Annotated in this window: 17 protein-coding genes; 2 read left to right on the forward strand and 15 right to left on the reverse strand. The window is 63.7% G+C overall.

The genetic code is table 11. From position 1 onward, the window contains the following. Positions 1-181: 181 nt before the first annotated feature. From QME24_RS03475 to QME24_RS03525, 11 genes are all read right to left on the reverse strand, one after another. Positions 182-1,474, reverse strand: a complete 1,293-nt coding sequence (locus tag QME24_RS03475; protein WP_009681301.1) for an adenylosuccinate synthase — start codon at positions 1,472-1,474, stop codon at positions 182-184. 56 nt (positions 1,475-1,530) lie between these two features. Continuing rightward, on the reverse strand, positions 1,531-2,718 hold the full coding sequence (locus QME24_RS03480; protein WP_009681302.1) for an ATP phosphoribosyltransferase regulatory subunit: 1,188 nt from the start codon (positions 2,716-2,718) through the stop codon (positions 1,531-1,533). A 301-nt stretch (positions 2,719-3,019) separates the two neighbouring features. After that, positions 3,020-3,889 carry a protease modulator HflC gene (gene hflC / locus QME24_RS03485; protein WP_192441131.1) on the reverse strand — a complete coding sequence of 290 codons (870 nt, stop codon included), beginning with the start codon at positions 3,887-3,889 and terminating at the stop codon, positions 3,020-3,022. After that, entirely contained in the window at positions 3,889-5,070 is a 1,182-nt protein-coding gene (gene hflK, locus QME24_RS03490) for an FtsH protease activity modulator HflK (protein ID WP_232893036.1), read from the reverse strand. Before hflK ends, hflC begins: the two co-directional genes overlap by 1 nt. Before the next feature lie 96 nt (positions 5,071-5,166). Further along, the gene (hflX, locus tag QME24_RS03495) at positions 5,167-6,468 is read right to left on the reverse strand and encodes a ribosome rescue GTPase HflX (RefSeq protein WP_009681305.1); all 1,302 of its coding nucleotides are present in this window, start codon (positions 6,466-6,468) and stop codon (positions 5,167-5,169) included. A 12-nt stretch (positions 6,469-6,480) separates the two neighbouring features. Next, positions 6,481-6,741: an RNA chaperone Hfq gene (gene hfq, locus QME24_RS03500; protein ID WP_003258160.1), complete on the reverse strand. Its 261-nt coding sequence runs from the start codon at positions 6,739-6,741 to the stop codon at positions 6,481-6,483. Positions 6,742-6,835: 94 nt separating this feature from the next. After that, entirely contained in the window at positions 6,836-7,807 is a 972-nt protein-coding gene (gene miaA / locus QME24_RS03505; RefSeq protein ID WP_029887991.1) for a tRNA (adenosine(37)-N6)-dimethylallyltransferase MiaA, read from the reverse strand. A gap of 1 nt (position 7,808) precedes the next feature. Continuing rightward, positions 7,809-9,707 carry a DNA mismatch repair endonuclease MutL gene (mutL, locus tag QME24_RS03510; RefSeq protein WP_192441133.1) on the reverse strand — a complete coding sequence of 633 codons (1,899 nt, stop codon included), beginning with the start codon at positions 9,705-9,707 and terminating at the stop codon, positions 7,809-7,811. Next, the gene (locus QME24_RS03515; RefSeq protein WP_009681308.1) at positions 9,704-11,134 is read right to left on the reverse strand and encodes an N-acetylmuramoyl-L-alanine amidase; all 1,431 of its coding nucleotides are present in this window, start codon (positions 11,132-11,134) and stop codon (positions 9,704-9,706) included. Before QME24_RS03515 ends, mutL begins: the two co-directional genes overlap by 4 nt. Positions 11,135-11,145: 11 nt before the next feature. Then, positions 11,146-11,619: a tRNA (adenosine(37)-N6)-threonylcarbamoyltransferase complex ATPase subunit type 1 TsaE gene (gene tsaE / locus QME24_RS03520; RefSeq protein WP_192441135.1), complete on the reverse strand. Its 474-nt coding sequence runs from the start codon at positions 11,617-11,619 to the stop codon at positions 11,146-11,148. Further along, complete coding sequence (locus tag QME24_RS03525; RefSeq protein ID WP_009681310.1) at positions 11,607-12,467, reverse strand: NAD(P)H-hydrate dehydratase; 861 nt, start codon at positions 12,465-12,467, stop codon at positions 11,607-11,609. The genes tsaE and QME24_RS03525 overlap by 13 nt, the downstream gene beginning before the upstream one ends. Before the next feature lie 65 nt (positions 12,468-12,532). Between QME24_RS03525 and queG the strand changes: the two genes are divergently transcribed. After that, positions 12,533-13,597 (forward strand): tRNA epoxyqueuosine(34) reductase QueG, encoded by a 1,065-nt coding sequence (gene queG / locus QME24_RS03530; RefSeq protein ID WP_110676625.1) that lies wholly within the window; start codon positions 12,533-12,535, stop codon positions 13,595-13,597. 124 nt (positions 13,598-13,721) lie between these two features. Here the strand turns inward: queG and QME24_RS03535 are convergent, their stop codons facing one another. Both QME24_RS03535 and orn read right to left on the reverse strand, forming a co-directional pair. Further along, positions 13,722-14,333, reverse strand: a complete 612-nt coding sequence (locus QME24_RS03535) for a trimeric intracellular cation channel family protein (protein WP_232893038.1) — start codon at positions 14,331-14,333, stop codon at positions 13,722-13,724. A 91-nt stretch (positions 14,334-14,424) separates the two neighbouring features. Next, a complete protein-coding gene (gene orn / locus QME24_RS03540) occupies positions 14,425-14,967 on the reverse strand; it encodes an oligoribonuclease (RefSeq protein WP_009681312.1) in 543 nt (180 codons plus the stop codon). Positions 14,968-15,119: 152 nt separating this feature from the next. Here orn and rsgA point away from each other — a divergent pair, with 152 nt between their 5' ends. Next, positions 15,120-16,151, forward strand: coding sequence for a small ribosomal subunit biogenesis GTPase RsgA (rsgA, locus tag QME24_RS03545; protein WP_009681313.1), 1,032 nt, complete (start codon positions 15,120-15,122; stop codon positions 16,149-16,151). 76 nt (positions 16,152-16,227) lie between these two features. Here rsgA and motB read toward each other — a convergent pair whose 3' ends face one another. Both motB and motA read right to left on the reverse strand, forming a co-directional pair. Then, positions 16,228-17,250 (reverse strand): flagellar motor protein MotB, encoded by a 1,023-nt coding sequence (motB, locus tag QME24_RS03550; RefSeq protein WP_054912833.1) that lies wholly within the window; start codon positions 17,248-17,250, stop codon positions 16,228-16,230. 3 nt (positions 17,251-17,253) lie between these two features. Further along, the gene (gene motA / locus QME24_RS03555) at positions 17,254-18,105 is read right to left on the reverse strand and encodes a flagellar motor stator protein MotA (protein ID WP_009681315.1); all 852 of its coding nucleotides are present in this window, start codon (positions 18,103-18,105) and stop codon (positions 17,254-17,256) included. Between the last annotated feature and the right edge of the window lie 117 nt (positions 18,106-18,222).

Consider the following 18,222-nt stretch of genomic DNA (forward strand, 5'->3'; position numbering starts at 1 on the left):
TTGTGCCGGGGGGAGCAGGGATATGCGCCAAGGTTGAGCAACGGGGTTGCCTGGGCTGGTCCTATCGCCGGCAAGCCAGCTTCCACAGAAAGCCCACAGCGCTCAAGGCAGGCATACGCCACAAACAAAAACGCCGCAGCCCCTTTCAGGGCCACGGCGTCAGATCAGCCTGGAGGGCAGATCAGGCGAACGGATGGCGCAGGACGATGGTCTCGTTGCGGTCCGGGCCGGTCGAAATGATGTCGATCGGGGCGCCGACCAACTCTTCGATGCGCTTGATGTAGTTACGTGCAGCCTGCGGCAGCTCTTCCAAGGTTTTAACGCCCAGGGTCGACTCGCTCCAGCCTGGCATCGCTTCGTACACCGGCTCCAGGCCGATGTAGCTGTCGGCATCGGAAGGTGCGTCGATGACGGCACCGTTCTCGTTCTTGTAGCCAACGCAGATGTTGATGGTTTCCAGGCCGTCGAGCACGTCCAGCTTGGTCAGGCAGATGCCCGAGATGCTGTTGACGTCGATGGCGCGACGCAGGATCACGGCGTCGAACCAGCCGCAACGGCGAGCACGGCCGGTGGTGGAGCCGAATTCGTGGCCACGCTTGGCCAGGGTAGCGCCGGTTTCGTCGAACAGCTCGGTCGGGAACGGACCGGAGCCCACGCGCGTGGTGTAGGCCTTGGTGATGCCCAGGATGTAGTCCAGGTACATCGGGCCCACGCCGGAACCGGTGGAGATACCACCAGCCGTGGTGTTGGAGCTGGTGACGTACGGGTAGGTACCGTGGTCGATGTCCAGCAGCGAACCCTGGGCGCCCTCGAACATGATGTCCTTGCCGGCGCGGCGCAGGTTGTGCAGCTCGGCGGTGACGTCGAGCATCATCGGCTTGAGCTGTTCAGCGTAGGCCATGCACTCGTCCAGGGTCTGCTGGAAGTCGATGGCCGGTTCTTTGTAGTAGTTCACCAGCTGGAAGTTGTGGTAATCCAGCAGCTCACCGAGCTTGGCAGCGAAACGCTCGCGGTGGAACAGGTCACCCACGCGCAGGCCGCGGCGGGCGACCTTGTCTTCGTAGGCTGGGCCGATGCCGCGGCCAGTGGTGCCGATCTTGGCTTCGCCACGGGCTTTTTCACGGGCCTGGTCCAGGGCCACGTGGTACGACAGGATCAGCGGCGCTGCCGGGGAGATGCGCAGGCGCTCGCGCACCGGTACGCCCTTCTCTTCCAGCTTGGTGATTTCACGCATCAGCGCATCCGGGGCAACGACCACGCCGTTGCCGATCAGGCACTGTACGCCTTCACGCAGGATGCCAGACGGAATCAGGTGCAGAACGGTTTTTTCACCGTTGATCACCAGGGTGTGGCCCGCATTGTGGCCACCCTGGTAGCGCACTACGGCGGCAGCATGTTCGGTCAGCAGATCGACGATCTTGCCTTTGCCCTCATCACCCCACTGGGTGCCCAGGACGACGACATTCTTACCCATTACATTGGTCCTCATTCACGCAAACTTGGTTGCCGGCCTGTTGCCGACGCAGAAACTCACTGGGCCAGCGGCAGAACCTGCCAGCGCCCATCTTGCTGAATCAATTGCCGATCACAATCCGCCTCGAGAGCAGCACTCAACGGCTGGCCAGGCAGAGCCTGAACCACACGCTGGCCCTCGCTGCGCAACTGGCAGACTTGCTGCCAGAGGGCCGCGTCGCCACTGTCGGGCATCCAGATGCCGCCAGTCGGCAATACGACCTCCGCTCGCCCCAGTGTGACCAGGGTCTTCAAATCCGTGGAGAAACCTGTGGCTGGGCGTGCCCGGCCAAAATCGGCGCCGATGTCGTCATAGCGCCCGCCCTGGGCAATGGACTGCCCCTCGCCCGGCACGAACACGGCGAACACCACACCGGTGTGGTAGTGGTAACCGCGCAGCTCACCGAGGTCGAAGTACAGCGGCAGTTCCGGGTAGCGCGACGCCAGCCGGTCCGCGATCGCCAGCAGGTCGTCCAGCGCGGCCAGCACGCTGGCCGGGGCGCGCCCCAGGCGCACGCGCGCTTCGTTCAGCACTTCACGGCCACCGCACAGCTCGACCAGCGCACGCAACATGTTGCCCAGGTCCTTGGGCAGGTCGGCAGTCAAGGCTTGCACCTCATCGACCGACTTGCGTTGCAGCGCGTCAAACAACTGCTGCTCCACTGCCCCGGACAGGCCGGCCGCACGGGCCAGGCCGCGGTAGATGCCGACGTGGCCAAGGTCCATGTGTACGTCCGGCACGTCAGCCAGTTGCAGCGTGGCGAGCATCAGGCTGATGACTTCGACGTCGCTGGTAGGGCTGGCATCGCCGTACAGCTCGGCACCCAGCTGGATCGGGCTGCGCGAGGTGGACAGTGCGCGCGGCTGGGCGTGCAGCACGCTACCGGCATAGCATAACCGGCTTGGGCCTTCACGGCGCAAGGTGTGCGCGTCGATACGGGCCACCTGCGGGGTGAAGTCGGCGCGGAAGCCCATCAGGCGGCCGGACTGCGGGTCCACCACCTTGAAGGTGCGCTGGTCCAGGTCCTGGCCGGCGCCGGTCAGCAGCGACTCCAGGTACTCGATATGCGGGGTGACGACCAGTTCGTAGCCCCAACCCTGGAACAGGTCCAACACCTGGCGGCGCGCGATCTCGATACGCGCAGCCTCAGGTGGCAGTACTTCCTCGATGCCATCTGGCAGCAGCCAGCGGTCTACCGTTGCCATTACGCCATTTCCCCTCTGGTCCGGGCGGCTTGCCAGCAGGCGAGCCGTCAGTAAAGCCGGTATCGCGCACAGCAGCGGGCAGCACTGATCCCAGCGCAGCCACCGTACCCGATACCCTCGAATTGCCTTGCGAGCTGAGCAAACCGTCAACCGGCGCTGTGCCAATCAACCTTGCAGACGCAAAAAAGCCGGGAAATTTCCCGGCTGCCTCATGATACACCCCTTTTCATTCAGGATGCACCCCGCCTGGTGTTTTAGCTGCCAGGCGGAGCGCTGCCGCATGAAAATCAGGGCCTGAGCATTACGGCTTGCTCTTGTCCAGGAAGCGGAAGAACTCGTTCTTCGGATCCAGGACCAGCACGTCGCTCTTGCTCGAGAAGCTTTCGCGGTACGCCTGCAGGCTACGGTAGAACGCATAGAAGTCCGCGTCCTGGGTGTAGGCCTTGGCATAGATGGCGGCCGCCTGGGCGTCACCGTCACCGCGGGTTTCTTCCGATTCGCGGTACGCTTCGGCCAGCAGCACACGGCGCTGGCGGTCGGCGTCGGCACGAATACCTTCGGCCAGCTCGTTACCCTTGGCGCGGTGCTCGCGGGCTTCACGCTCACGCTCGGTACTCATGCGGTCGAACACGCTGCGGTTGACTTCCTTCGGCAGGTCGATGGCCTTGACGCGCACATCGATCACCTCGATGCCCAGCTCCTTGTTGGCCATGCGGTTCAGCGATGCGGTGATATCAGCCATCAGTGCGTCGCGTTCCCCGGAAACCACTTCGTGCAGGGTACGTTTACCGAACTGGTCACGCAGGCCGCTTTCCAGGCGACGCGAAAGCCGCTCGTCGGCGATCTGCTTCATGCCCGACGTGGCGGTATAGAAGCGCTCGGCGTCCTTGACGCGCCACTTGGCGTAGGCGTCGACCATCACCGCTTTCTTCTCCAGGGTCAGGAACCGCTGGGTCGGGGCGTCGAGGGTCATGAGGCGGGCGTCGAACTTGCGTACCTGGTTCACGTACGGGATCTTCACGTGCAGGCCTGGCTGAACATCTGCCTGGACCACCTTACCGAAGCGCAGCAGCACTGCACGCTCGGTCTGGGACACGATGTAGAAGCTGTTCCAGGCCACGATGGCCAGGACCACGGCGGCGATCAGGGCGATCAGCGATCTGTTGCTCATCAGCGGCTCTCCCTAGTGCGCAGCGGCTGCTGTTGCTGTTGCATGTCCTGCGCCGCACGCGCGGCCGCATCGTTGGCCGATGGCGATACGCTGGTGTTTGGCGCGGACGCGTTGCGGCTGCCTTCGACCATTTTGTCCAGCGGCAGGTAGAGCAGGTTGTTCTGCCCATCCTTGGTTGCCACCATGACCTTGCTCGAATTGCTGTAGACCTCTTGCATGGTCTCCAGGTACAGACGCTGGCGGGTCACGTCAGGTGCCTTGCGGTACTCGCCGAGCAACTTGCTGAAGCGATCGGCCTCACCCTTGGCGCGGGCGATGACTTCGTCGCGGTAGCCGTTGGCATCTTCGATGATGCGCTGCGCCTGACCACGGGCTTCCGGCACCACGCCGTTGGCGTAGGACTCGGCCTGGTTGCGGGCGCGCTGCTCGTCTTCACGGGCACGGATCACGTCATCGAAGGCTTCCTGCACTTCACGCGGGGCTGCCGCGCTCTGTACGTTGACCTGGGTAACGGTGATACCCGTGCGGTAGTTGTCGAGGAAGCGCTGCAGGCGCTCGCGGATATCCACGGCCATCTGCTCACGGCCTTCAGTCAGTACCTGGTCCATCGAGGTGGAACCCACCACGTGGCGCAAGGCACTGTCGGTGGCGTGCTGCAAGCTCACCTCAGGCTGGTCGACGTTGAGCACGAAGTCCTGCAGGTTGCTGATCTTGTACTGCACGGTCAGCGGCACCTCGACGATGTTCTCGTCTTCGGTCAGCATCTGGCCCTGCTTGGTGTAGGCACGCTCACGCGTGACGTTCTCCATGTACTTGCGATCGATTGGCGGGAAGTAGATGTTCAGGCCGGGACCGACCGTTTCATAGTACTTGCCGAAGCGCAGCACCACGGCCTGCTCCTGCTCGTCGACCACATACACGGCGTTGTACAGCCAGATGGCAGCCAGCACCGCCAGGCCGATGCCCAGCAGACCGAAGCCACCGCCCTTGCCGATGTTGCGGTCACCGCCGCCACGTTTCTTCTTGCCGCCGAACATGCCATTGAGGCTGTCCTGCAGTTTGCGGAAGGCCTCGTCCAGATCCGGCGGACCTTTCTTGTCACCACCGCCGCCACCGCCACCACGGCGGCCGCCCCAGGGATCCTGATTGTTCGAGTTGCCACCCGGCTCGTTCCAAGCCATAGCGCTCTCCATCTGATAAAGCAAAGACGCGCCCACGGCGCGCCGTCCAATGCTACAGAATGCCTGTCACTGCTGCCCGGCGACCTCGACGGGCATTTATTGCAAAGTGTGTTGCTCGACAAACACTTGCGGCTCCATGCCTTCGCGGCTGACCAGGCGATTCAGTTCGACCATGGGCAGTCGCACGCTCAGCAGGCTGCGCCCTTCTTCATCATGCTCTTCACTCTGCACCGCACCCAAGGCAAAGAATTGCGCGCGCAAGCGGGCAAAACGCTGCTCCAGGCAAAGGGTACCGACAAACAGATCTTCCCCCAGCAACTCGGCAATCGCCTGGCCGACCAGCTCCAGGCCACGCCCATCGCGTGCCGATACCCAGACCCGTTCCGGCTTGCCATCGGCATTGCGCTGGATCTGCGGCTCGACATCTTCGAGCAGGTCGAGTTTGTTATACACCTCGAGGATCGGCAAGCCTTCGGCGCCAATCTCGCCCAAAACCGCCAGCACTTGCTCGATCTGTTCCATGCGCTCGGGCTCATGGGCATCGATCACATGCAGCAACAAGTCGGAGTTGCTCGACTCTTCGAGCGTAGCGCGAAATGCCTCGACCAGCTTGTGCGGCAAATGGCGAATGAAGCCCACGGTGTCGGCCAGCACGATCGGGCCAAGGTCGTTGAGCTCGAGCCGGCGCAAGGTCGGGTCGAGGGTAGCGAACAGCTGGTCCGCGGCGTACACCTCGGATTCGGTCAGGGCGTTGAACAGCGTGGACTTGCCGGCGTTGGTGTAACCCACCAGCGACACCGAAGGGATGTCTGCACGCTTGCGCCCGCGCCGTGCCTGCTCGCGCTGGCTACGGACCTTTTCCAGGCGCGACTTGATCTGGCGGATGCGCACGCGCAACAGGCGCCGGTCGGTTTCCAGCTGGGTTTCACCCGGGCCGCGCAGGCCGATACCCCCTTTTTGCCGCTCCAGGTGAGTCCAGCCACGCACCAACCGCGTGCTCATGTGCTCCAGCTGGGCCAGTTCGACCTGCAGCTTGCCTTCATGGGTACGCGCCCGTTGGGCGAAGATATCGAGGATCAGCCCGGTGCGGTCGAGCACACGACACTCGAACACGCGTTCAAGGTTGCGCTCCTGGCTGGGCGTGAGGGTGTGATTGAAAATCACCAGGTCTACCTGTTCGGCATGGACCAGGTCGTGCAGCTCTTCGACCTTGCCACTGCCAATCAGGTATTTGGCGGAAGGCTGATGCCTTGTCACCGTGACCAGCGAAATGATGTCGGCACCGGCCGACAATGCCAGTTCCTGAAACTCCTGCGGGTCTTCGCGCGCCTCAGGGTTCTGACCTTCCAAGTGAACGAGCAACGCTCGCTCACCACCACCGTGGCGCTCAAAGAACAATGCAGGCTCCTATCAGGCGTTGCCTGGCTCGCTGTCACCGTGCTCGGAATCGGACGGGCTTGGCAGGCGAACCGGACGGGCTGGCACCACGGTCGAAATGGCGTGCTTGTAGACCATCTGGCTCACGGTGTTCTTCAGCAGTACCACGAACTGGTCGAACGACTCGATCGAACCCTGCAGCTTGATGCCGTTGACCAGGTAAATGGAAACCGGGACCTTCTCTTTTCTCAAAGTGTTCAGGTAAGGGTCTTGTAGCGAATGCCCTTTTGACATATGCCGCACTCCTGTAAGGATAAATAATAGAAAATCAATGAGATCGATAAATCAGGCCGCCCCTTCGCAAGAATAGACGGCAATCAGCAGGGACTCAGCTCAATATGGAGATGGGCCCCAGGTATTTCAAGGTGCGGGACAGATTGTCGCAGGCCAGGCTGTCTAGCCAGTGTACGTCAGGCCAGCCACGCAACCAGGTGAACTGCCGTTTGGCCAGCTGCCGGGTCGCGATGATACCGCGTTCACGCATTTCACTCTCTGACAGCTTGCCGTCCAGGTAATCCCAGACTTGCCGATACCCCACTGCCCGTATAGACGGTAACCCGGCGTGCAAGTCACTTCTGGCTCGCAGTGATCGGACCTCGTCGATAAAGCCCTGTTCCAGCATCTGCGAAAATCGTAACGCAATTCGCTGATGCAAAATGTGACGATCTGTAGGAGCAATCGCCAAGCTGGCGACAGTATAGGGCAAATGCCCGCCAGCGCCTGCGTCTGCGCCGCGACTTTCAGCGAATTGACGTTGCCGGTGGGCCGTCATGCTCTCACCGCTCACCCGGTAGACCTCCAGGGCGCGGATCAACCGCTGCGGGTCGTTGGGGTGAATGCGCGCCGCCGACACCGGGTCGACCTCGGCCAGTTGGCGGTGCAACTCGCCCAGCCCCAAGGCCGCCGCCTGGGCTTCAAGCTCGGCACGCACGCCCGCGTCGGCCGCCGGCATGTCGGCTAGGCCGTCGACCAACGCCTTGTAATACAGCATGGTACCGCCGACCAGCAGCGGGATTTTGCCGCGCCCGCTGATCTCGGCCATGGCCTGCAGGGCGTCGGCGCGAAACTGCGCGGCCGAGTAGCTTTCGGCCGGGTCGCGGATGTCGATCAAGCGATGCGGGTGGGCGGCAAGGACTGCTTTCGACGGTTTGGCCGAGCCGATGTCCATGCCGCGGTAGATCAGCGCCGAATCAACGCTGATCAGCTCGCACGGCAGCACTTTGGTCAGTTCGATGGCCAGGTCGGTCTTGCCGGCGGCCGTCGGACCCATGAGGAATATCGCTGGGGGCTTGCCGCTCATTTCATCGACCGCGCAGGAAAAGTTTGTCCAGGTCGTCCAGGCCCATCTGGGTCCAGGTGGGACGGCCGTGGTTGCACTGGCCGCTGCGCTCGGTGTTTTCCATATCGCGCAGCAGGGCGTTCATCTCGGGAATGGCCAGGCGCCGGTTGGCGCGTACCGCGCCGTGGCAGGCCATGGTGCCGAGCAGCTCGTTGAGGTGGGCCTGAATACGGTCGCTGGTGCCGTATTCCATCAGGTCGGCCAGCACATCCTGCACCAGGCGGTTGGCCTCGGCCTGCTTGAGCAAAGCCGGGATCTGGCGGATGGCCAGGGTTTCCGGGCCCAGGCGCTGCAGTTCGAAGCCCAGGCGCTGGAACCACTGCGCGTGCTCTTCGGCGCAGTCGGCTTCGCGCTGGCTCAGGGCCAGGGTTTCCGGCACCAGCAGCGGCTGGCCGCTGAGGCCCTCGCTGGCCATGGCTACCTTCAGGCGCTCGTACATGATGCGCTCGTGGGCGGCGTGCATGTCGACCAGCACCAGGCCGACAGCGTTCTCGGCCAGGATGTAGATACCCTTCAGCTGCGCCAGCGCGTAACCCAGCGGCGGAATGTCGCCCTGGCTTTCCGGCAGGGTGGCTGCCGGGGCGGCGCCATTGTCCAGCGGCTTGTAAAACTCGCGGTACACCGCCTGCGCCTCGGCCGCCGGCAGCGGTGGCGAGGGCCGCGGGGTGTACTGGTACTGGTAACCGGCACCACTGCCGCCGTTGCTGGCGGTGTGTTGCGGCGCACGTGGCTGCTCGAGCACAGGCGAAGCAAGGCGCATTTCCCCCTGCGGGCCGAACTCACCGGCCTGCTGGCCAGTGGCGCGAATTGCTTCAGGCACCGCAGCCGGGGCGGCCAGTTGGTCTTCCGGGCGCACATCGGCCAGGGCCCGGTGCAGGGTGCCGTACAGGAAGTCGTGCACCGAACGCCCTTCGCGGAAGCGCACTTCATGCTTGGTCGGGTGCACGTTGACATCGACGCCGTTGGGTTCCAGTTCAAGGAACAGCACAAAGGTCGGGTGCCGGCCGTTGAACAGCACGTCACGGTAGGCCTGGCGTACGGCGTGGGCCACCAGCTTGTCGCGCACCGCACGGCCGTTGACGAAGAAGTACTGCAGGTCGGCCTGGCTGCGCGAGAAGGTCGGCAGCCCAACCCAGCCCCACAGGCGCAGGCCGTTGCGCTCGACGTCGATCGGCAGCGCCTGCTCCATGAAGCCCGGGCCGCAGATGGCACCCACCCGCCGCGCACGCGCCACTTCATCATGGGCCTCGTGCAGGCTGAGGATGCTCTTGCCGTTGTGGCGCAAGTGGAAGCCGACGTCGAAACGCGCCAACGCCAGGCGCCGGATGACCTCCTGCAGGTGATCGAACTCGGTTTTCTCGGCCTTGAGGAACTTGCGCCGCGCCGGGGTATTGAAGAACAGGTCACGCACTTCGACCGAAGTACCCACCGGGTGGGCCGCCGGCTGCACCCGCGGGAGCATGTCGCGGCCTTCGGTTTCAACCTGCCAGGCTTCTGTGGCACTGGCGGTACGCGAGGTCAGGGTCAGGCGCGCCACCGAACTGATCGAGGCCAGGGCTTCGCCACGGAACCCCAGGCTCAATACACCTTCAAGGTCTTCCAGCTCTCGGATTTTGCTGGTGGCATGACGGGCCAGCGCCAGCGGCAGGTCGTCGGCAGAAATGCCGCTGCCATCATCCCGCACCTTCAGCAGCTTGACGCCGCCCTGCTCCACTTCCACATCGATGCGCCGGGCACCGGAGTCCAGGCTGTTTTCCAGCAGTTCCTTGGCTACCGAGGCCGGCCGCTCGACCACCTCGCCAGCGGCGATCTGGTTGGCCAGCCGCGGGCTGAGCAGCTGGATGCGCGAACCACCACTCATTGCGAAGCCAATGTGGTGGCAGGGATATCCAGACGCTGGCCGACCTTCAGCTCATCGGACTTCAGGCTGTTGGTGTTGCGCAAGCTGGCCACACTGACCTGGTAGCGCACCGCCAGCATTGCCAGGGTTTCGCCTGGGCGCACCGTGTGCTCACGTGGGCCGGCGGCAATCTTGCCGGTGTCGCGCAGCCAGGCGATATAGGTGCCAGGCGGCGGGTTCTGCTGGAAGAACTGGCGCACCCCGGTATGAATCGACCGCGCAAGCGCTTGCTGATGGCTGCGACTGGCCAGCTTGGCCGCCTCGCTGGCGTTGGAGATGAACCCAGTCTCTACAAGGATCGACGGAATATCGGGCGACTTCAGCACCATGAAGCCAGCCTGCTCCACACGCTGCTTGTGCAGGGAGGTGATGCGGCCCATGTTGCCCAGCACTTTCTGCCCGACATTCAGGCTGGAGCTGAGCGTGGCCGTCATCGACAGGTCGAGCAGCACACCCGCGAGCATGCGGTCCTTGTCGTCGAGGCTGACGTTGCCGGCGCCCCCGATCAGGTCGGAACGGTTTTCCGTGTCTGCCAGCCAGCGTGCGGTTTCGGAAGTAGCGCCACGGTCGGACAGGGCAAATACCGATGCGCCGAACGCAGCCTTGGACGGCGCGGCGTCGGCGTGGATCGAAACGAACAGGTCGGCGCCCTTCTTGCGGGCGATTTCGGTGCGTTTGCGCAGCGGAATGAAGTAGTCACCGGTGCGGGTCAGCTCGGCGCGGAAGCCCTTTTCCGTGTTGATCTGGCGCTGCAGCTCCTGGGCAATCTGCAGCACGATGTCTTTTTCATGCTGGCCGCGCGAGCCGGAAGCACCCGGGTCCTCGCCGCCATGACCGGCGTCGATGGCAATGACGATGTCGCGCTTGCCGCTAGGTACCGGCGGCAGCTTGATGGCTGGCTGGGTCGGCGTGACCGGGACCGCTGGCGTGGTGGCAGGCGTTTGCACCGGGGTCGGTGGTGGGGTTGGCGCCGTTGCCGCGATGGCATCGGCTTCCTGGTCGTACAAGTCGACCACCAGGCGGTTGCCGTACTGGGCATTGGGCGCCAGGGTAAAGCTCTTGGGGGTGACCGACTTCTTCAGGTCAACGACCACACGCAGGTCGGTCGGCGTGCGCTGGGCCGAACGCACGCTGCTGATCGGCGTGTTGGAAGTCGCCACTTTCAATGGCGCCGCCAAGGTCGCGCCATTGATGTCGATAACCAGGCGATCCGGTGCGCTCAAGGTGAAGACGCTGTGCTGCACGGGGCCAGACAGGTCGAAGACCAGCCGCGTGTTGTCTGGCGCGCGCCACAGGCGCACGCTCTTGACTTGAGTGACGGCCAGAGCGTCAACGGTCACCGTTGTCAGCAGCAGCCCAACGATGGCGACCAGTGCGCGTATGCGCATACCTACCCCACTTACTGTTTATAGTGTTTGGCCAGTGCCACGCACCAGGCCTCGCCGCGAGCCCCCTGCGGCGACAGGTTCAGCGAGCGTCCGCCCGCTTGGGGGCTTATGGTAATGGTCAGGTCGGGCTTTGGCAAAATGCCCGCACCCTTTTGTGGCCACTCGAACAGGCACAACGGGTCGCCCTCGAAATAGTCACGAATCCCCATGAACTCCAGCTCCTCCGGATCGACCAGGCGATACAGGTCGAAGTGAAAAGCTCGGACAGCGCCGATCTCGTAGGGTTCGACCACGGTGAACGTCGGGCTTTTCACTGCACCAGTATGGCCCAGGCCACGGATCAGGCCACGCGAGAGCGTAGTTTTACCCGCCCCCAGGTCGCCTTCCAGGAAAATGACACCGCGACCACCGGTCACTTCGGCCATTTTTGCACCAAAGTCGACTGTAGCCGCTTCATCGGCCAGAAACAGATTTAAGCCACACACGCAGAATGCTCCTCCAACAACGCTCGAATGACCGGCGCCAGATCGCTGGCCGCCAGGCCCCTGCCTTCAACCCCCAGACGCTCACCGGCACAGGCGTGAAGCCAGGTACCCAGGCAGCCGGCACTCCAGGCGTCCAGCCCCTGGGCCAGCAACGCCGCCAGCACCCCGGTCAGCACATCGCCCAAGCCCGCGCCGGCCATCGCCGGGTGCCCGCGCTCGCACAGCATCAACTGGCCGGACGGGTGCGCCACCAGGGTACCTGCCCCTTTGAGCAGGCACACACTGTTGTAGCGCCGCGCCAGCTTGCGCGCAGCGCCCGGCCGGTCGGCCTGTACCGCTTCGGTGGAAATGCCCAGCAGCCGCGCCGCTTCCCCGGGGTGAGGCGTGAGGATGCTACCGCTGGGCAGGGCCAATGGGGTGCCTGCCAGCAAATTCAGGGCGTCGGCGTCCCATACCTGCGGGCGCTCGGCGTTCGCCACTGCCGACAACAGGCTCCGGCCCCAGGCAGCCTGCCCAAGGCCGGGGCCCACCACCAGTACCGTGGCGCGCTCCAGCACGCCGACCAACTGGTTGGCCGACTGTACCCCCAGGCACATCACCTCAGGCAGGCGGGCCAGGCTCGCGGGTAGATGTTCGGGCCGGGTCGCCACGCTGACCAGGCCGGCGCCGCAGCGCAAGGCGGCTTCGGCGCTGAGCAGCACAGCGCCACCGGTGCCCAGGTCGCCGCCCACTACCAGCACATGGCCGAAGTCGCCTTTGTGCGCATGCGGGTGCCGTGCCGGCAGGTGTGCGACAGTCACGCTGCTGAGCAGTTGTAGGGTGTTGCCAGGGTGTTTGGTCTGCGGCATGGGGTCAAAGGCTCCAATGTCTGGCAGAATTATACGCACCTGAGCCCGTATTGCCTTGCCCATCCATGCCTGCCTCTACACCTGACCTCGCCCAACTGGCCCAATCGATCAAGATATGGGGCCAGGAACTCGGTTTTGCCCACGTCGGCATCGCCGGGGTCGACCTTGGCGAACACGAACAGCACCTGCAACGCTGGCTAGACGCCGGTTACCAGGGCGAAATGGAGTACCTGGGTGCCCATGGCAGCAAGCGGGCGCACCCCGACCAACTGATTCCCGGCACGGTACGCGTGGTCTCGCTGCGCATGGACTACCTGCCCGGCGATACGCAGATGGCGCAACGCCTGGCGCAACCGGAAAAAGCCTACGTGTCACGCTACGCCCTGGGCCGTGACTACCACAAGCTGGTGCGCAAGCGCGTGCAGTTCCTGGCAGACCGTATCCAGCAAGCCATCGGCCCGTTCGGCTACCGCGCCTTCGTCGACAGTGCCCCAGTGCTGGAGAAGGCCTTGGCCGAGCAGGCCGGGCTGGGCTGGATCGGCAAGAACACCCTGCTGCTCAACCGCAAGGCCGGCAGTTACTTCTTCCTGGCCGAACTGTTCGTTGACCTGCCGTTGCCGGTGGACGAAGCCACCACCAGTGAACATTGCGGGCGTTGCCAGGCGTGCCTGGACATCTGCCCGACCCAGGCGTTCGTCGGGCCCTATGTGCTGGACGCGCGGCGTTGCATCTCGTACCTGACCATCGAGCTGAGAGGGCCGATTCCTGTCGAACTGCGCTCGATGATGGGTAACCGTGTATTCGGTTGCGACGACTGCCAGATCGTCTGCCCGTGGAACCGCTTCGCCAAGCACAGCCAGGAGCAGGATTTCCAGCCGCGGCATGGGTTGGAGAATGCCGAGCTGGCCGAGATGTTCCTGTGGGATGAGCGTACTTTCCTGCGCAAGACCGAGGGCGGGCCGCTACGCCGGGCAGGCTATGAGCGGTTCTTGCGCAACCTGGCGGTGGGCTTGGGCAATGCGCCGCCGACGATACCGGTGATCGAGGCGCTGAAGGCGCGGCGCGAGGATGCGTCGGAGCTGGTGCGCGAGCATGTCGAGTGGGCGCTGGCCCGGCACGGCATTCAATAGCTACACGGCCCACTGTGGAAGCGGGCGCGCCCGCGAAGCAGGCACCGCGGTGGGTGGCACCGGCTGCGCCGGTGTTCGCGGGCATGCCCGCTCCTACAGGGACCGCGCCGGGCCTGGGGCAGGTTTACTGCTGGTCGTTGTAGTGAAACTTGGGCATTTCCCAATGGAAACGAATCGCCAGCAAGCGCATCAGGAACCCACCAAAGAGGGTCAGCAGCATCGCCTGCTCCGCCGGCACCTTGAAATACACGCAGCCGAGGTAGAACCACGCCGCGGCGAACGACACGCTGGCGTAAAGCTCGCGGCGGAACACCAGCGGGATGTCGTTGCAGAAGATATCGCGCAAGATGCCACCGAACACCCCCGTGATCACCCCGCTGATCGAAGCCACCAGCATGCCCTGCCCCATTTCCAGCGCCGTCATGCAGCCAATCAGGGTAAACGCCACCAGCCCCAGTGCGTCTAGCACCAGGAACAGCGAGCGCAGGCGGCGCATCATTGGCGCGATGAAAATGGTCAACAGGGCAGCAAAGCTGGTCAACACCAGGTACTCAGGGTGTTTCACCCAGGTCAGCGGGTAGTGCCCGAGCAACACATCGCGCACCGACCCGCCACCCAGGGCGGTAACACAGGCGATCAGCACCACGCCGAACCAGTCCATGCCGCGACGCCCCGCAGACAACGCACCGGTCATGGCTTCGGCAGTGATGGCAATGAGGTAGAGCATCAGCAACATGGTGCGGGTCCGTGCGGGAAAGGCGCGCAGTCTAACCAGTTGCCCAAGGCACCAAAAGGGGGCGCAGCCAGAATATCTGCGCCGTAACGGTTCACACCTTGATGAAATGCTCGCGGTAGTGGCGCAACTCGGCAATCGATTCGCGAATGTCGTCCAGCGCCAGGTGCGTATTGCCCTTCTTGAAGCTGTCACGCACGTCCGGCGCCCAGCGCGCTGCCAGTTCTTTCAGCGTCGAGACATCCAGGTTGCGGTAGTGGAAGTAGTTTTCCAGGTTGCGCATGTGCCGGTAGAGGAAGCGACGGTCCTGGCAGATGCTGTTGCCGCAGATCGGCGATTTGCCTTTGGGCACCCACTGTTCGAGGAAAGCAATGGTCTGGGCCTCGGCCTCGGCCATGCCGACCTTGCTGTCGCGCACACGCTGGGTCAGGCCAGACGCGCCATGGGTGCGGGTGTTCCACTCGTCCATGCGGGCCAGTACTTCATCGCTGTGGTGGATGGCGATCACCGGGCCTTCGGCCAGGGTGTTCAGCTCGCTGTCGGTGACAATGGTGGCCATTTCGATGATGACGTCGCTGTCCGGATCGAGGCCGGTCATTTCCAGGTCGATCCAGATCAGGTTCTGTGGGTTTTGCATGCAGAAGCTCCTCATATAGCCCGTCATCTTAGCCTAGTGGCCCAGCCACGCCCATTCACCGCCACAAGGTAAGGGCAATGGTGCAACGCCTGGCGTGCTAAACTGCCTGCCGTTTTCAATGCCCTGACCCGGGCCCTTCTCACGGAATGTTCATGGCCAAACGCCAGCTCAATCGCCGCCAGAACTGGCGCATCGAAAAAATCCAGGGCGAGCGTGCTGCTCGCGCGGCCAAACGCGAGCAGCATGTGCTGCAGGAACTGGAAGGTGGCGACCTGGGGCCGGAACAACTGGGCCTGGTGATTGCCCACTTTGGCGTGCAGGTCGAGGTGGAGGCCCAGGATGGCGACGTTGCAGGCCAGGTGTTCCGCTGCCACTTGCGCGCCAACCTGCCAGCACTGGTCACTGGCGACCGCGTGGTATGGCGTGCAGGCAACCAGGGCATAGGCGTGATCGTGGCGCAGATGCCACGCAGCACCGAACTGTGCCGGCCAAACAACCATGGCCAGTTGAAACCGGTCGCAGCCAACGTCGACCTCATCGTGATCGTGTTTGCCCCGGCCCCGGAACCGCACCCGAACCTGATCGACCGTTACCTGGTCGCTGCCGAGCATGCAGGCCTGCGCCCGCTGCTGCTGCTGAACAAGGCCGACCTGATCAACGCCGAGAACGGCCCCGGCCTGCAGGCGCTGCTGGAGGTTTACCGCGAGCTGGGCTATCCGCTGCTGGAGGTATCTGCCCACCACGGTGATGGCATGCAACGCCTGCAGCAGCAACTTGACGGGCACATCAGCGTGTTCGTCGGCCAGTCGGGTGTGGGCAAGTCTTCGCTGGTCAACAGCCTGCTGCCAGAGGCCGGCACCCGCGTCGGCGACCTGTCGGAATGGTCGGGCCAGGGCACCCACACCACCACCACCGCGCGGCTGTACCATTTCCCCAATGGCGGCGACCTTATCGACTCGCCGGGCATCCGCGAATTCGGCCTTGGCCACGTCAGCCGCAGCGATGTGGAGGATGGCTTCATCGAGTTCCGCGACCTGTTCGGCACCTGCCGCTTCCGCGATTGCAAACATGACCGCGAGCCAGGCTGCGCGTTGCTCAAGGCGCTGGACGATGGCCGGATCTCGCAGCAACGCATGAACAGCTACCGCTCGATCATCGCCAGCCTGACGGAAGACAGCTACTGACCGGGCTGTAAGCCTTCCTCCGCCCTGAGGCCCACCTGCACGGCCCTGCAAAACGCCGTGCGAGGTTGCGCGGGGCCTACTGCTCCTTGCTCTCGTCCATCTTCAGCGTGCCATCCTCGAAGATGTTCAGCTTCTGGCGCAGTTCACGTGGTTGCATCGGCGCCTGATCGGCCCCGGCACCGGGCGCCGCGCCACTGGCCGGCGGGGCCGCGGGCGGGGCTGCCGGCGCTTGCGGTGCACCCTGTTCGCCCTGCTCACCCTCGATGTTGCGCTGGGCCTTCTTGGTCAGCACGATGATGTCGATGCGGCGGTTTACCGGGTTGAACGGGTTCTTGCGGTCGAACAGCGATGACGATGCATACCCCACCACCCGAGCCACCTGGCCGTCCGGGTACCCACCCGCCACCAATGCCCGGCGTGCGGCATTGGCGCGGTTGGCCGACAGCTCCCAGTTGCCGAACTCGCCAGTGCCGGCATACGGTTTGGCGTCTGTGTGGCCGCTGATGCTGATCTTGTTGGGCACTGCCTTGATGGTGTCGGCCATGGCCAACAGAATGTCTTCGAAATATGGCTGCAGGCGCGCACTGCCGATATCGAACATCGGACGGTTCTCGGCGTCCATGATCTGGATACGCAGGCCATCCTGGGTGATCTCGAACAGGATCTGGTCCTTGAACTTCTGCAGTTGCGGGTTCTCTTCGACCTTGTTCTGCAGCTCCTGCAACAGCAATTCAAGGCGCTCGCGCTCGACCTGCTCGGCCATGGTCTCCACCTGGTCCTTGTCCAGCTGGGTGGGCGACGGCTGTGTCGGCTCGGTTTTCACTTCCGGGTTGATGGTTTTGTCCGGCGCCATTTCGGGGGAACCACCCAGGTCGATGACGTAGGGCGTACCACTTTCGGAGAACCCGATCGGGTCCTGGAAGTAACCGGCAATGGCGATCTTCTGTTCAGGCGTGGCCGTGGACAACAGCCACAGCACCAGGAAGAACGCCATCATCGCCGTGGCGAAGTCGGCAAAGGCGATTTTCCAGGCGCCACCGTGGTGGCCGCCGCCAAAGCGCTTGACGCGCTTGACGATGATGGGCTGATTGTTCTCCATGAATCAGCGACCGCGAACCGCTTGTTCCAGCTCGGCGAAGCTTGGGCGGTGCTTGGGGTACAGCACCTTGCGCCCGAACTCGACCGCCAGCGACGGCGGCATGCCCGAAGCCGAGGCCACCAGCGATGCCTTGATCGACTCGTACAGGTTCAGCTCTTCCTTGGCGTCGTGCTCCAGGCACTTGGCCAGCGGGCCGAAGAAGCCGTAGGCCGCGAGAATACCGAAGAACGTACCGACCAGCGCCGCACCCACGTGCATGCCGATGGCCGCCTGGTCCCCATCGCCCAGCGAGGCCATGGTCACCACGATACCCAGCACCGCCGCTACGATACCGAAGCCGGGCATGCCATCGGCGATGCCGGTCACCGCATGGGACGGGTGCTCAAGCTCTTCCTTCATGCTCAGCAGCTCCATGTCGAACAGGCCCTCGAGCTCGTGCGGGGCCATGTTGCCGGTAGACATGATGCGCAGGTAGTCGCAGACGAACGCGGTCATGCGCTCATCGGCCAGTACCGTGGGGTACTTGGCGAAAATCGGGCTGGCGGCGGCGTCTTCGATGTCGGCCTCGATGGCCATCATGCCTTCGCGACGGCTCTTGTTGAGGATTTCGTACACCAGCCCCAGCACTTCAAGGTAGAACGCATGGCTGAAGCGCGAGCCGAACATCTTCATCGACTTCTTGATGACGTGCATGGTCATGTAGCCAGGGTTGGCCTGCAGGAATGCACCAAAGGCCGCACCGCCGATAATCAGTACTTCGAACGGCTGGATCAGCGCCGCGATCTTGCCGTGGGAAAGCACGTAGCCGCCGAGCACGCTCGCGAATACGACGATGATGCCGATAATTTTAGCCATAGGTTCAAAGCACTTGCTGTCGTGGTCAGGGGAAGAGACGAGAGCTGTAAAACTCTTCTTCTACTTATCGGCAGAACTGCGCCAGACTATAGCCACACAATGCGAAAAGCCAGTTCG

Origin of the sequence: Pseudomonas sp. PARCl1 (genome assembly GCF_947311875.1) — a bacterium.
Taxonomy (GTDB): Bacteria; Pseudomonadota; Gammaproteobacteria; order Pseudomonadales; family Pseudomonadaceae; genus Aquipseudomonas; species Aquipseudomonas juntendi.

What these genes read in the sequence shown, in the direction of transcription:
- QME24_RS03475 (WP_009681301.1), bottom strand. Translation starts at nt 1,474, where the DNA reads ATGGGTAAGAATGTCGTCGTCCTGGGCACCCAGTGGGGTGATGAGGGC.
- QME24_RS03480 (WP_009681302.1), bottom strand. Translation starts at nt 2,718, where the DNA reads ATGGCAACGGTAGACCGCTGGCTGCTGCCAGATGGCATCGAGGAAGTA.
- hflC (WP_192441131.1), bottom strand. Translation starts at nt 3,889, where the DNA reads ATGAGCAACAGATCGCTGATCGCCCTGATCGCCGCCGTGGTCCTGGCC.
- hflK (WP_232893036.1), bottom strand. Translation starts at nt 5,070, where the DNA reads ATGGCTTGGAACGAGCCGGGTGGCAACTCGAACAATCAGGATCCCTGG.
- hfq (WP_003258160.1), bottom strand. Translation starts at nt 6,741, where the DNA reads ATGTCAAAAGGGCATTCGCTACAAGACCCTTACCTGAACACTTTGAGA.
- miaA (WP_029887991.1), bottom strand. Translation starts at nt 7,807, where the DNA reads ATGAGCGGCAAGCCCCCAGCGATATTCCTCATGGGTCCGACGGCCGCC.
- mutL (WP_192441133.1), bottom strand. Translation starts at nt 9,707, where the DNA reads ATGAGTGGTGGTTCGCGCATCCAGCTGCTCAGCCCGCGGCTGGCCAAC.
- QME24_RS03515 (WP_009681308.1), bottom strand. Translation starts at nt 11,134, where the DNA reads ATGCGCATACGCGCACTGGTCGCCATCGTTGGGCTGCTGCTGACAACG.
- QME24_RS03525 (WP_009681310.1), bottom strand. Translation starts at nt 12,467, where the DNA reads ATGCCGCAGACCAAACACCCTGGCAACACCCTACAACTGCTCAGCAGC.
- queG (WP_110676625.1), top strand. Translation starts at nt 12,533, where the DNA reads ATGCCTGCCTCTACACCTGACCTCGCCCAACTGGCCCAATCGATCAAG.
- QME24_RS03535 (WP_232893038.1), bottom strand. Translation starts at nt 14,333, where the DNA reads ATGTTGCTGATGCTCTACCTCATTGCCATCACTGCCGAAGCCATGACC.
- orn (WP_009681312.1), bottom strand. Translation starts at nt 14,967, where the DNA reads ATGCAAAACCCACAGAACCTGATCTGGATCGACCTGGAAATGACCGGC.
- rsgA (WP_009681313.1), top strand. Translation starts at nt 15,120, where the DNA reads ATGGCCAAACGCCAGCTCAATCGCCGCCAGAACTGGCGCATCGAAAAA.
- motB (WP_054912833.1), bottom strand. Translation starts at nt 17,250, where the DNA reads ATGGAGAACAATCAGCCCATCATCGTCAAGCGCGTCAAGCGCTTTGGC.
- motA (WP_009681315.1), bottom strand. Translation starts at nt 18,105, where the DNA reads ATGGCTAAAATTATCGGCATCATCGTCGTATTCGCGAGCGTGCTCGGC.